At 68.6% G+C, this 12,043-nt stretch carries 13 protein-coding genes and 1 riboswitch; of the genes, 5 read left to right on the top strand and 8 right to left on the bottom strand.

The features are described from left to right. Position 1: 1 nt before the first annotated feature. Together QOZ81_RS00140 and QOZ81_RS00135 are read right to left on the bottom strand one after the other, a co-directional pair. Positions 2 to 1,036: a M20/M25/M40 family metallo-hydrolase gene (locus QOZ81_RS00140; protein ID WP_291203454.1), complete on the bottom strand. Its 1,035-nt coding sequence runs from the start codon at positions 1,034 to 1,036 to the stop codon at positions 2 to 4. Positions 1,037 to 1,094: 58 nt separating this feature from the next. Continuing rightward, positions 1,095 to 1,274: riboswitch (Lysine riboswitch) on the bottom strand. Positions 1,275 to 1,318: 44 nt separating this feature from the next. After that, a complete protein-coding gene (locus QOZ81_RS00135) occupies positions 1,319 to 1,921 on the bottom strand; it encodes a TetR/AcrR family transcriptional regulator (RefSeq protein ID WP_291203457.1) in 603 nt (200 codons plus the stop codon). Positions 1,922 to 2,008: 87 nt separating this feature from the next. Here QOZ81_RS00135 and rhlP point away from each other — a divergent pair, with 87 nt between their 5' ends. From rhlP to QOZ81_RS00120, 3 genes are read left to right on the top strand one after another with little or no spacing between them, the layout of a single operon-like run. Continuing rightward, the gene (rhlP, locus tag QOZ81_RS00130) at positions 2,009 to 2,884 is read left to right on the top strand and encodes a rhombotarget lipoprotein (RefSeq protein ID WP_291203459.1); all 876 of its coding nucleotides are present in this window, start codon (positions 2,009 to 2,011) and stop codon (positions 2,882 to 2,884) included. Then, positions 2,884 to 3,381, top strand: coding sequence for a rhomboid family intramembrane serine protease (locus QOZ81_RS00125; protein ID WP_291203462.1), 498 nt, complete (start codon positions 2,884 to 2,886; stop codon positions 3,379 to 3,381). The genes rhlP and QOZ81_RS00125 overlap by 1 nt, the downstream gene beginning before the upstream one ends. A gap of 38 nt (positions 3,382 to 3,419) precedes the next feature. Next, on the top strand, positions 3,420 to 4,196 hold the full coding sequence (locus QOZ81_RS00120; RefSeq protein ID WP_291203465.1) for a thiazole synthase: 777 nt from the start codon (positions 3,420 to 3,422) through the stop codon (positions 4,194 to 4,196). Between the two features lie 389 nt (positions 4,197 to 4,585). Here the strand turns inward: QOZ81_RS00120 and QOZ81_RS00115 are convergent, their stop codons facing one another. From QOZ81_RS00115 to QOZ81_RS00100, 4 genes are all read right to left on the bottom strand, one after another. After that, complete coding sequence (locus QOZ81_RS00115) at positions 4,586 to 5,737, bottom strand: aminotransferase class V-fold PLP-dependent enzyme (RefSeq protein WP_291203468.1); 1,152 nt, start codon at positions 5,735 to 5,737, stop codon at positions 4,586 to 4,588. Between the two features lie 23 nt (positions 5,738 to 5,760). Next, positions 5,761 to 6,168 carry a cupin domain-containing protein gene (locus QOZ81_RS00110; protein ID WP_291203471.1) on the bottom strand — a complete coding sequence of 136 codons (408 nt, stop codon included), beginning with the start codon at positions 6,166 to 6,168 and terminating at the stop codon, positions 5,761 to 5,763. A gap of 40 nt (positions 6,169 to 6,208) precedes the next feature. Continuing rightward, a complete protein-coding gene (locus QOZ81_RS00105) occupies positions 6,209 to 7,873 on the bottom strand; it encodes an L-lactate permease (RefSeq protein WP_291203473.1) in 1,665 nt (554 codons plus the stop codon). A 374-nt stretch (positions 7,874 to 8,247) separates the two neighbouring features. Next, positions 8,248 to 9,885: an ammonia-forming cytochrome c nitrite reductase subunit c552 gene (locus QOZ81_RS00100; RefSeq protein WP_291203476.1), complete on the bottom strand. Its 1,638-nt coding sequence runs from the start codon at positions 9,883 to 9,885 to the stop codon at positions 8,248 to 8,250. 185 nt (positions 9,886 to 10,070) lie between these two features. On the opposite strand from QOZ81_RS00100, the gene QOZ81_RS00095 reads away from it, so the two are divergent. Next, the gene (locus QOZ81_RS00095) at positions 10,071 to 10,709 is read left to right on the top strand and encodes a YceH family protein (protein WP_291203478.1); all 639 of its coding nucleotides are present in this window, start codon (positions 10,071 to 10,073) and stop codon (positions 10,707 to 10,709) included. Continuing rightward, positions 10,709 to 11,182 carry a nuclear transport factor 2 family protein gene (locus QOZ81_RS00090; protein ID WP_291203480.1) on the top strand — a complete coding sequence of 158 codons (474 nt, stop codon included), beginning with the start codon at positions 10,709 to 10,711 and terminating at the stop codon, positions 11,180 to 11,182. The genes QOZ81_RS00095 and QOZ81_RS00090 overlap by 1 nt, the downstream gene beginning before the upstream one ends. Here QOZ81_RS00090 and QOZ81_RS00085 read toward each other — a convergent pair. Together QOZ81_RS00085 and QOZ81_RS00080 are read right to left on the bottom strand one after the other, a co-directional pair. Further along, a complete protein-coding gene (locus QOZ81_RS00085; protein WP_291203482.1) occupies positions 11,179 to 11,598 on the bottom strand; it encodes a barstar family protein in 420 nt (139 codons plus the stop codon). The two genes, QOZ81_RS00090 and QOZ81_RS00085, sit on opposite strands and share 4 nt — an antisense overlap. Continuing rightward, the gene (locus QOZ81_RS00080) at positions 11,598 to 12,002 is read right to left on the bottom strand and encodes a ribonuclease domain-containing protein (RefSeq protein WP_291203484.1); all 405 of its coding nucleotides are present in this window, start codon (positions 12,000 to 12,002) and stop codon (positions 11,598 to 11,600) included. Before QOZ81_RS00080 ends, QOZ81_RS00085 begins: the two co-directional genes overlap by 1 nt. Between the last annotated feature and the right edge of the window lie 41 nt (positions 12,003 to 12,043).

Below are 12,043 nucleotides of genomic sequence, written 5' to 3'. Positions count from 1 at the left end.
TTCAGTCTCCCAGGAAATGCAGGGCCAGGCGCCGGTTCAGGTCCATCCCGGCCTCAAGGTCGGCCAGGGTCAGGTGCTCGTCGAGGGTGTGCGCCACCGTGATGCTGCCGGGCCCCGCCAGCACCACCGTGCGATCCGGCACCAGGGCGCGCAGCGCGGGCGCATCCGAGCCGAAGGGCATGGGCGCCTGGTCGAAGCCCGGCACGCTCGGATAGAGGTCGGCGGGTTCGTCCAGGCGCAGGTCCACGGAACCCTCGGGGGGGGCCAGACGCCGCACCTCGGCGAGGAAGGTGCTGCCTGGCACCACGCGGGCCATGAGGTGCGCCTCGGCCTTGGCGGGCACCGAGTTGAGCGCCTCGCCCGCCTGGAGCAGGCCCAGGTTCCAGAGCTCGGGACCCAGCTGCGCGTCCACGGGCCGCTCCTGCTCCCGCAGGCGCTGCAGCCAGTCCAGCAGGGGCCAGGTGGCGTTGTGGCCCAGCTGGGGGCTGCCGCTGTGGGCGGCCCTGCCGCGGCAGTGGAGGCATACGTGCTGCACGCCCCGCTGCCCCGTGGCCAGCTTCAGCTCCGTGGGCTCGCCGTTGATGAGCACGCGCAGATCCCCAAGCCGATCCGCCAGACCCAGGGCCGCCGCGGCGCCCGCGCTGTCGGTCTCCTCGCCCACCACGCCCAGCCAGGCGAGGCCCTCGCGGCCTGCGGCCAGCAGGGTCCTCACCGCCGCCAGCTGGGCCACGATCTGGCCCTTGGCGTCGCAGGTGCCGCGGCCGAATAGCACGTCCCCCTCCAGACGCGGGGGCAGATAGGGCGGCACGGTGTCCAGGTGCGTGGAGAAGAGCACCTTCGGCCGACCCCACAGGGCCAGCACGTTGGTGCGGCCCGCGGCCACCGGCTGCTCCACCACGGTGGCGCCCAGCTCCCCCAGGAGGGCCCGCAGGCCGGGCAGGCCCGCATCCTCGCGGCCGGAGGTGGTCTCCGCGGCGCAGAGGGTCATCAGCCTGGCGCTGAGCCAGCTGCGGAGGTCTGCGGGGGCTGCGTTCATGGTCTACCTCGGCGTGCCGACGGTGCCCTCAGGAACGCGATGGGAGGAGTCCCGCCGCTGCGCCTCAGGCCCTCCGCGCCGGGTGACCGGCACGACAGCCGGCGGGGTTTCCCCTCGTCGTCCAGGGGGCGCGTCGATGAGCCGCGTTCCCTTCGGCGATCCGCCCCTTTCCCGTCGGGTCATCGGGTTCATCGCCCTCGCCGCCGGTACTGATGGGAACCGCTCCTCCATCGGAAGCTCCACCTTCCCATGGCCGGGGGCCCCGTGGCAACTGCCCGGGTCTCAGGACCTGCGGGCCGCCTTCGCCGGCACGAGGGCATCCGCCAGCCGCCGCACGTAGCCGCTCAGGTCGGTCACGGCCGCCACGGCCTCGGGCGTGGTGCGGAGCAGCTGGAAGTAACCCGCGTAGGCGGCATAGGCCAGCAGGGCCCGCTCCTTGGCCTCCTCCTCCGTCAGCCCCAGGGCCCTGAAGGCCTCCACCCCGAAGGCGAGCCGCCGCTCGGAGGCCCGGCGCAGGTAGGGCTGCACGCGCGGGTCCTCGCTGGACACCGCCAGGGCGGCGAAGAAGCGCCCGTTCTCCACGTCCTCGAAGGCCGCGAAGAGCAGCACCCGCAGGCGCCGCCGGGGATCCTCGATGCCGCCATAGCGGGTCACCACGTCGGCGCTCTGATCCTGCTCCCAGAGCTCCAGCGCTGCGTGGATGAGCTCGTCCCGGTTCTGGAAATGCCAATAGAAGCTGCCCTTGGTGACCCCCAGGGCCAGCGCCAGGGGCTCCACCGCCACGGCCTGCACGCCCTCCTGGGCGATGAGGTTCGTGGCTGCCTTCACCCAGGCCTCCCGGGAGAGGGGGACGGTGGATCGGGCCTTCTTCTTGGGTGCGGACATGGCGGCCTTGACAGGTGACTCCATCAGCTTACCATACCATACCGTATGGAAAAACCATACGCTGCCGTATTGAACCAGGAGCCCCCCATGCGATCCCCCGCCTTCCACCTGCTCCGATCCGCCGGAGCGATCTTGGCCCTCGTGGCTGCCCTTGGCTGCAACACCCCGCAGACCACCGTCCGCCGCAGCAGCCTCATGGACTACCTCTACCCCAAGGAGAAGTCCGCTCCCGCGCCAAACCCGGCCGGGGCGCGGCTCAAGCTGCCCCTGAAGCTCGGCATCGCCTTCGTGCCCGGCGGTTCCGCCTCCTGGCGCGTGCAGAGCCTGCTGGCTCCCGGGCAGGAGAAACCCCTCCTGGACGTGGTGAGGCAGAGCTTCAAGGACAAGCCCTGGGTCTCCGAGATCAAGCTGGTCCCTAGCACCTACCTGCGCCCGGGCGGCGGCTTCGAGAACATGGACCAGGTGGCCCGCATGTACGGCGTGGACGTGATGGCCCTGGTCAGCGTGGACCAGATCCAGTACACGGATCCTCGCTGGTACAGCTTCACCTACCTCTCCGTCGTGGGCGCCTACGTGCTGCCGGGTGACGCCAACGACACCCGCACCCTCATCGACGCGGCGGTCTACGATGTCGCCAGCCACACCTTCCTGCTCCGGGCCCCCGGCCAGAGCCAGATGAAGGGCAGTTCCACCTGGGCGTACCGTGAGGTCCAGCTCCGCGAGCACTCCGCCAAGGGCCTCCAGGCCGCCATGACGGACCTGGCCAAGAACCTGGACGCCGAGGTGGCCTCCTTCAAGGCCGAGATCGCCAGCGGCGACCGCAAGGATGTCGATGTGGTGGACCGCCAGGGCGTGTCCCTGCGCCAGAGCGGCGGCCGCAACTTCGGCGGCAGCCTCTCCTGGATCGAGGTACTCGGCGCCCTGCTGATCCTCGGGGTTGCCCTGCGGTTGCGGCGGGCCTGATGGATCCCCTGGCCCTCACCGCCGAGGCCCTCCGCGAGCCCTGGCGCCTGTGGACTGGACACCTGGTCCACTTCGGCTGGGAGCACGCCCTGGCCAACACCCTGGCCCTGGCGGTGCCCGCGATCCTCGTTCGGCGCCAGGACCGCGGGCGGTTCCTGCTCGCCACCCTCGTGATCGCGCCCCTCCTGAGCCTGGCGCTCCTCCCCGGCCTCGGGGACGCTCAGTACCGTGGCGCCTCGGGCCTGGCCTGCGCCCTCTGGGCCTGGGTGGGCCTGCGGCTGGCGATGCGCCGCGAGTCCGTCGCCCCGGGCCTGCTCATGCTGGGTGGACTGGCCCTGAAGCTGTCCCTGGAGAGCGCCCTCGGGGTCTGCTTCCTCGCCGACCATCCCAGCTGGCAGACGCTCCCTCCGGCCCACGCCTGGGGGGCCCTGCTCGGCCTGTGCCTCACCGTGCCCGGCTTTCCGGTCCAGCGTCCGGACGCCGCGCGCCGGATCTGAGGCCCCCAGCGGGGTACACTGGTGCTCCGGAGCGCCCCATGTCCCTCGTCATCGCCGGCAAGACCTTCGACAACCGCCTGGTCCTCGGCACCGGGAAATACAAAGACTTCGCCACCATGCAGGCCTGCTACCGGGCCGCCCGGGTGCAGATGGTCACCCTGGCCGTGCGCCGCTTCGACCTGGCGGCCAAGGGCGAGGACAACATCCTGAACTGGATCCCCAAGGACATCGCCCTCCTGCCCAACACCGCCGGCTGCTACACCCGCGAGGATGCCCTGCGCGTGGCGCGGCTGGCCCGGGAGGCCCTGGGCACGGACTGGGTGAAGCTGGAGGTCATCGGCGACGCGAAGTCCCTCTATCCCGACAACGAGGAGACCCTGGAGGCCGCGAAGATCCTCGTGAAGGAGGGCTTCGTCGTGCTGCCCTACGTGAACGCCGATCCCATCCTCGCCAAGAAGCTCTGCGATGCGGGCTGTGCCGCGGTCATGCCCCTGGGCAGCGCCATCGGCTCGGGCCTGGGCGTGCAGAACCCCATGACCCTGCTCCTGATCAAGGAGGTGGTCGAAGGCTACAAGCTGCCCATGATCGTCGACGCGGGCGTGGGCACGGCCTCCGACGCGGCCCTGGCCATGGAGCTGGGCGCCGATGGCGTGCTGCTGAACACCGCCGTGGCCGAAGCCGGCGAGCCCACCAGGATGGCCCAGGCCATGGACTTCGCCGTGCAGGCGGGCCGCCTCGCCTTCGAGAGCGGGCGCATGCCCAAGCGCCTCTATGCCAGCGCCAGCAGCCCCCTGGCGGGCGTCATCGGCAGGTAGGGCAATCCCTCCCGGGCCCAAAGAAGGTTCATCCGGGAATCCAGGGCCAAGAAAAGCCAACCGCGAATGACGCGAATCGCCCTTCGGGCGCGCGAAGGGCGAACGGGCAGTCCCCCGCCTCCGAGCACGGGGCGGATTCGCCGGCTCCAGAGGGCCGGCAGCGCCGCCCCGTGCTCGGCCAGCCACGCGAGGCGCGGCTGGGGGCCGTTGGCCCAGGCGGCCCATCACCGCTGCATTCGCGCCATTCGCGGTTCCATTTTTTTAGCCCATGTAGTGCCCCGCCCTAGTGCGAAGAAATCTGCGGTGAAACCTCTTTCCCTGAGGACCCGGAAGAGCTAAAAGAAAGCGCCCGGCGGTTGCCGGGCGCTTCTCCGTTCGGGTGCTTTTCGTTAGCGGGTCTGGACGGCTTCGTGCAGGCCGATCTCGGCCAGGGCGGTGGCCAGGTGCGCCACGGTGCGGTCCACGTTGTGCAGCTTCTCGAGCCCGAAGAGGCCGATGCGGAAGGTCATGAAATCCGCCGGTTCGTCACACTGCAGCGGCACGCCGGAGGCCACCTGCAGGCCCGCGGCCAGGAACTTCTTCCCGGACTGGATCTCGGGATCCGTGGTGTAGCTCACCACCACGCCCGGGGCCTTGAAGCCTTCCGCGGCCACGCTGGGCAGGCCGCAGCTCTCCAGCAGGAGGCGGGCCTTGGCGCCCAGCTCCGCCTGCTCGGTCCGCAGCTTCTCGAAGCCGTAGGCCTCCATCTCCTGCATCACCGCGCAGACCTTGGCCAGGGCATCGGTGGGCATGGTGGCGTGGTAGGCGTGGCCGCCCTTGAGGAAGGCGTCCATGATCGCGGACCACTTCTTGAGGTCACAGGCGAAGCTGCTGCTGGTGGTGCCCTCCATCACGCCCTTGGCCTGCTCGGAGAGCATGACCATGGCGGCGCAGGGGCTGCCGCTCCAGCCCTTCTGTGGGGCCGTCACGAGCACATCCACGCCGATGGCCTTCATGTCGACCCACATGCAGCCGGAGGCGACACAGTCCAGGACGAAGAGACCGCCTACCGCGTGGGTGGCCTGCGCCACCGCCATCATATAGTCGTCAGGGAGGATGATGCCGGACGCGGTTTCCACGTGGGGGGCGATCACCAGGTCGGGCTTTTCGGCGGCGATGGCGGCGACCACTTCGGCGATGGGCGTCGGAATCCAGGGGGACTGGCGGTCCGTGCCGGTGCGGCGGGCCTTGAGCACGGTGTGGGAGGCGGGGATCCCTCCCATGTCGAAGATCTGCGTCCAGCGGTAGCTGAAGAAGCCATCGCGGATCACCATGGCCTTCTTGCCCGTGGCGAACTGCCGGGCCACGGCCTCCATGCCGAAGGTGCCGCCACCGGGCACCAGCACGGCCTCCTGGGCATGGTAGACATCCTTGAGGATGCGGTTCATTTCGCGCATCACGTTCTGGAAGCGCTTGGACATGTGGTTCAGGGCGCGGTCGGTGTAGACCACGGAGAATTCGAGCAGGCCGTCGGGGTCGACGTTGGGAAGCAGTGCGGTCATGGGTGTCCTCCTCAGAGTGGTGCTTAGAGCCAATTGATGTCGGTGCCGGCGGGCAGGTGCGGCGTGAAGATCGAGAGGTACTGGAGGTTCTCCTCCAGGGCCCGGGTGTCGTGCGCGATGCCCCGGGGGCAGACGTGCACGTCGCCCGTCTTCACGGGCTTCCACTCGCCGTTCACCAGGATCTCACCCTTGCCACCCACCACGATCACGTACTCGTCGCAGACGGTATGGAAGTGGGTGCCGATGGTGGTGCCCTTCACGGCCGTGCGGATCATCAGCTGGGTGCGTGGGCATTCGTAGACCACCTCGCTGTCCACGCCCTTCTCGGGCAGCGCCCGCTGGGTGTAGTAGTCGATCAGGTTGATGAGTACGGCCACGTTCGGAGTCGAGTCGATGAGGCCCTTCAGGGTCTCGGGTGCGCAGGTGGTCATGTCGGGTTCTCCTAAGTGATTCGGGGTTGCGGTTGCCGGTTCAGCTGGCGACGGGCGCGACGGGCAGGATCCAGGGAATGACGAAGGCCTGCAGAAGCACCACGACGATCACGATCCCCAGGAGGATCAGGGAATACTTGAGGGTCTTCCGGAAGATGTCCGTCTCCTTGCCCACCAGGCCCACGGCGGCGCAGGCCACGGCGATGGACTGGGGCGAGATCAGCTTGCCCATGACGCCGCCGAAGAGGTTCGCCGAGGTGGTGAGCACGGGGTTCATCCCCAGCTGGATGGCGGTGACCTGCTGGAGCTTGCCGAACAGGGCCGCGGACGAGGTCACCGAGCCGGTGAGGAAGACGCCGATGAGGCCGATGACCGGGGAGAAGATGGGGAAGGCCATGCCCGTCAGGGCGGCGAAGGTCAGGCCCAGGGTGAAGGACATGCCGGAATAGTTGGCCAGGAAGCCCAGTCCGATCACCGCGGACAGCGTGACGAGGGCGAAGCGGAGCTGCTTGAAGGTCTTCAGGAAGACCCGGCCGCCGGTGGCGGGGCCGATGCCCAGCACGACCATGGAGATCAGGGACGACAGGAACATCGCCGTGCCGGGGGCCGTGAGCCACTGCCACTTGTAGCTGGCGGCATAGGCGGCGGGCTTGGCGACGATGGGCGCGGCCTTGAAGACGACGCCATCCAGCCCGGGCCACTTGGGAACGGCCAGGAACCAGTGGTGGGTCTTCTCCGCGTAGTTCTTGAAGGCGGGGGTGCCCCAGATGCCCATGACCACCATGAGGATGAGGAAGGGCGACCAGGCCTTGAAGATCTGCCCCGCGGAGTAGCTGGTGGTGCTGGCGGTCTGGCTGGCGGCCTTGTCCTCCTCGAAGGTCCAGGTGGTCTTGGGCTGCCAGAAGCGGATGAAGATCACCAGGCAGAGCAGCGACACCACGGAGGCCGTGATGGCGGGCAGCTCGGGCCCGAAGTAGGTGGAGATCACGAGCGAGGTGGCGCCGTAGCTGGTGCCCGCCACCAGCGCCGCCGGAATCACTTCCTTGGCCCGCTTGAAGCCCACCATGACCACGAGCATGAAGAAGGGGATGATCAGGGCCATGAAGGCCATGTCGATGCCCACGGCGCGGGCCATGGTCGTGGCGGGGATGCCCGTCACGGTGGACATCATCATCGTGGGGACGCCCACGGGGCCGAAGGGCACAGGCGGCGTGTTGGCCACCAGGCAGATGACGGCCGCCGGCAGCGGCGGGAAGCCCAGGCCGATGAGCATGGCTGCGGCCACCGCCACGGGCGCGCCCTGCCCCGCCACGCCTTCCATGAAGGCGGAGAAGGAGAAGGCGATGAGCAGGGCCTGGATGCGGCGATCCGGAGACAGAGACGAGATGGAGCTCTTGATGATCTCGAACTGGCCGGACTCAACCGTGAGGTTGAAGAGGAAGACCGCCGTCAGGATGATCCAGCCGATGGGGAACAGGCCGGTCACCATGCCCAGGGCCGACGCCGAGAGCGCGGCGCTGATCGGCATGCGATACACGGCGACGCTGATGATGATGGTGAGGAGCAGCGTGATGAGCCCGGCCACGTGGCCCTTCATGCGCTTCACGGCCAGGGCCCAGAAGAGGAAGAAGATGGGGATGGCCACCACCAGGGCCGTCAAGAGCAGGCTTCCGTTCAGCGCGGCGTAGTTCTGATTCCAGGGCATGCGGTTGATCCTTTCCACAAAGCGAGTTGGCAAACGGATCTCACAAGGTGAAGCTCACCTTGCGGCAGAGGACGGCAGGCTGGGACGATCGGCGGTTGGCATCATGTGGATGGAAGCCACTATGGGCCGATGCCTCAATAGTTGATGTGACCATCGTCAATTTTTCATTGGTTTCAATGGTGGTTATCCCAACCGGTCTAACCTCTGGACCGCAATTTTATTGCCGTTTTTTTCTGGCCTCGATCCGCATTCCCGGCGCGCCGGGAGGGGCCTGATCGCAGAGCTGCCCCCGGGCCGGGCCCCTGCCGGACCCGCCTCCCGACCGGCACGAAAAAGCGGGCCGGCTGGCCCGCTTTTCCTGGGGTGGAGCGGTGCTACTTCGCGGCCACGGCCGGGGCGGCGCCCTTGGCGTCGATGGCCTGGTTCAGCAGGTCCACGCCATCCTTCGCGGCCTTGATGGCGCCGGTCAGGGTCTCGCGGGCCAGCTCGGGGTTGTGGAAGCCGTCGCTGTTCTCGGCAGTCCAGAACTCCCACAGCACGTGGGCCTCCTCGTGCTTCTCACGGGCCTTGGCCAGCACGTCCTCAGCCACGCCGGCGCGTCTGGCGACGACATAGGTGTCGATGAGGCGGCCGATCCAGAACTCGGACTTCCGCATCTTGCCCTTCACGTAGTTGCGGATGGTCTCGATCTCGTACTTCTTCGCGTCCACCCCGTCCTTCGGGTGGCAGCCCAGGCAGGAGGCCTTCACATCCGCCAGGGGTCGGATCACACCATGGGTGGAGAAGATCTTCCCGTCCTTCCCCTTCTGCTTGGGCATATGGCACTGGTGGCACTGGATGCCGGCCTTGTCATGGACGCTGCCCGCGAAGGCCTCGGCCTCGGGATGCTGCATCTTGATGAGGCGCGCGCCGGTGATGGCGTGCCTGAAGTCGTAGAAGTCGACCTTCTTGTAGTGCTCCAGCAACTGCTTGGCGTTCTTGAGGGGGAAGTGGTTGGTGCGCTGGTCGTCGTAGCCCACCTTCTTGTTGTCGGACCACTGGAAGCCCGCGTTGCAGGCGTACTCCACGTGGCACTGGGCGCACATCATGCGCGAATCGGTCTTCTCCATGAGGCCGATCTTGCGGAAGCCGTCGCGGAAGTCCACGACCTTCAGGTCGGTCTTGCCGTTCCTGGCGAAGATGTTCTTGTCGCCCTCGCGGCCGATGGCCTGGATGAGGGCGTCGCGCACGATGCGGGGCCTGGTGCCATGCGGGTCGTGGCACTGGATGCAGCCCACGGGATTGTGCGTGGCCTTCGCCACGTCCACGGGGCTGGAGGTGCGGTCCCAGCGGGCCTTGGCATCCTTGTCGCCCATGAACCTCCAGGCCAGGATGTGGTCCGAGGTCTTGCACTGCATGCAGGTCGGATTGGCGGCCATGGCCGTCTCGGGCAGCTTGAACTGGGGTCCCTTGTCCACCAGCACGTCCCAGGTCCTGCCGACTTCGGTGATGCCCTTCCAGCCGTTCTTGAACTGGAAGCGCCCGCCCTGGAAGCGGTCCACCACGAACTGGTCGATCACCATGAAGGCGTGGCCTCGGGGCTCGTTGTGCTCGAAGGTGAAGCCGTGGCCCGCCAGCAGCTTGTCCTGCATGGGGGAACGGCCGGTGGGATTGCCCTTCTCTTTGCGGGCTCCCCCCTCCAGGTTCACCTTGAAGAAGCTCTGGTACTGGTCCTTGTGGCAGCTGCCGCAGATGGCGGGATCCAGCTTGGTCACGGGCTTCACGTCGCCCGAGCTGTCCACGTGCTTGCCGAGCTCGTCATGGCAGACGGTGCAGGCCAGCTTGGCGTGCTTCGAGCCCTCCTTCATGGTCTGGATCTGGTCGTGGCACTGGTAGCAGGTCTCCTTGCCGAGGCCGGCGGCCTTGACCGGGCTGGCCTTGGGCTTGGCGGGCTGGAATCCGAGGGCCAGCAGCAGGCTAAGAGAACCGGCCGCGCCCCAGAGGGCTCGACGCGGGGCGGATGGGGTGGACATCGAAGGCTCCTGTGGGGCGCGGTGGCTGCCGCGAAGGTGGAGGCGGGAAGGAAGGGCGACATCAGAAGAGGCCCGCCGCGTTTAAGAGGCGTGTGTCCTCTTTCGAGAGATGGGTTAAGGATACGGCGGTCCGAATAAAAAACCAGGGGTTCGAAGTCACAGCTTGGGGTGGTGGATAATGCCCCATGCCCGACTTCGACCTGAGCCCCCTGGAATCCCGCGTGCTCGGCTGCCTTCTGGAGAAGCAGCTGAGCACGCCGGATGTGTACCCCCTGTCCATGAACGGCTTGCTGAACGCCTGCAACCAGTCCAGCAACAGGGAGCCCGTGCTTTCCCTGGTGGAGTCCGACGTCCGGGAAGCCGTGGACGCCCTCATCGCCCGGGGCCTCGCCGAGCACTGGCCTGGCCGGGTGCTGAAGGTGGCCCACACCGCCAAGCCCACCTGGAACCTGTCGGTGCAGGAGGGGGCCCTCCTCGGGGAGCTGCTCCTGCGCGGCCCCCAGACCCCGGGCGAGCTGCGCACCAACACCCGCCGCATGTACGCCTTTCCCGACCTCGACGAGGTGGAGGGCTGCCTGGCGGTCCTGATGGAGGCCGAACCGCCCCTGGTGGTCCGCCTGGCCCGGGTTCCCGGCGCGCGGGAGGCGCGGGTGGCACACCTGCTGTCCGGCCCCGTGGAGGCGGGTGGTGCCGTTCCTCCCGCCCCGAATGCCGCGCCCGCCCGTGCAGGGCGCATCGAACAGTTGGAGGCCGATCTCTCCTCTCTCCGCGAGGAACTCGCGGAGCTGCGGAGGGAATTCGAAGCCTTCAAGGCCCAGTTCTGATGCCCCAGCCCCTGGTGGTGGACCGCTTCTACGAGGCCTTCGCCCGGCGGGATGCCGCGGCCATGGCCGCCTGCTACCACCCCGACGCCACCTTCGAGGATCCGGCCTTCGGCCCCCTGGATCGGGAGGCCGCCGGCGCCATGTGGGCCATGCTCCTGGCCCGCGCCACCGACCTCGTGATCACCCATCAGGTGCTAGGAGAAGCCGGTTCCGAGGTCCGGGCCCGCTGGGAGGCCCGCTACACCTTCACCCGTACCGGGCGGCCCGTGCTCAACCGCATCGAGGCCACCGTCATCCTCGAGGACGGCCTCATCCGTACCCACCGGGACCACTTCAGCTTCTGGGCCTGGGCCCGCCAGGCCTTCGGCCCCGCGGGACTCCTGCTGGGCTGGACGCCCTGGTTCCAGACCAAGGTGCGGGCCGAGGCCCTCCGTGGCCTGGCCGGCTTCCGGGCGAAGACCGCCGGGACCTAGCCGATCCCCATGGCCCGCAGGCCCGAGACCAGGGTGTCGAAATCCGCTTCCTCGGCCTGGAGGACCATCCGGAAGGCCTTGGGTGCCAGGTCCTCCTGGACGGCGCCCAGCACCGCCACCAGGGTCGTGAAGTCGCCGGGGGGCGCCTCCTGCAGCAGCTGTTCCGCCTCCAGGACCAGGAAGGTGCCGCCTTCGGGCAGGTCGGCCAGGGCATCCCGCAGGGCGTCCCAGGTGCCACCGAAGTGGGGCGGAAACTGCGCGGCCGCGGCCCACTCGTCCATCAGCCCCCGGCGCGTGCGCATGCGGGAGCCCCGCAGCCACCAGAGGGCCGGGTGCCCCGCTGCTGCGTCCACCAGGTCCCCGGCGGTGCCCCGCCAGGGTTGGAACAGGGCCGGCCCCTGAAAGGACAGGCCCATCACTTCACTTCGAGGAAGCTGCGGTAGTGGTCGGCGGTGTACCAGGCCCGGCCGTCGTTCCCCGTCACCAGGCGCTCGGCGCCCCGGTTCCTGCCCTCGGCCCGGGGCCGGACGTCCCACTCGCGGTACTCAATGCGCTTCCGCTTCGCGTTGTAGCGGGGCAGCTGCCCCTCGTAGTTCCCGAAGACCCGCCCGCCCACATAGCCCGGCGGGGCATAGCCGTGCTGCCGGACGTACGCGAGCGTCTCCCGGGCGTGGACCGGGATGGGATCCTGCACGGCGGCCTGAACCAGGACGGGCGGCGGCGCCGAGGCCTGGGGGCCGCAGCCGGCGGGCAGGAGGAGAGCGGCCAGACACACCAGGCCCGCGGCCAGGCATGCGAGGGTGCTTCTCCAGCGGGTCATGGCTGCTCCAGGGGACGGGTTTCAGTCTAGCCGCGCCCTGC

The sequence above is a fragment of the Geothrix sp. genome, assembly GCF_030219325.1.
GTDB lineage: Bacteria > Acidobacteriota > Holophagae > Holophagales > Holophagaceae > Geothrix.
Note: the sequence above shows the minus strand (reverse complement) of the source record. Positions and strands in the feature narration are given on the sequence as shown.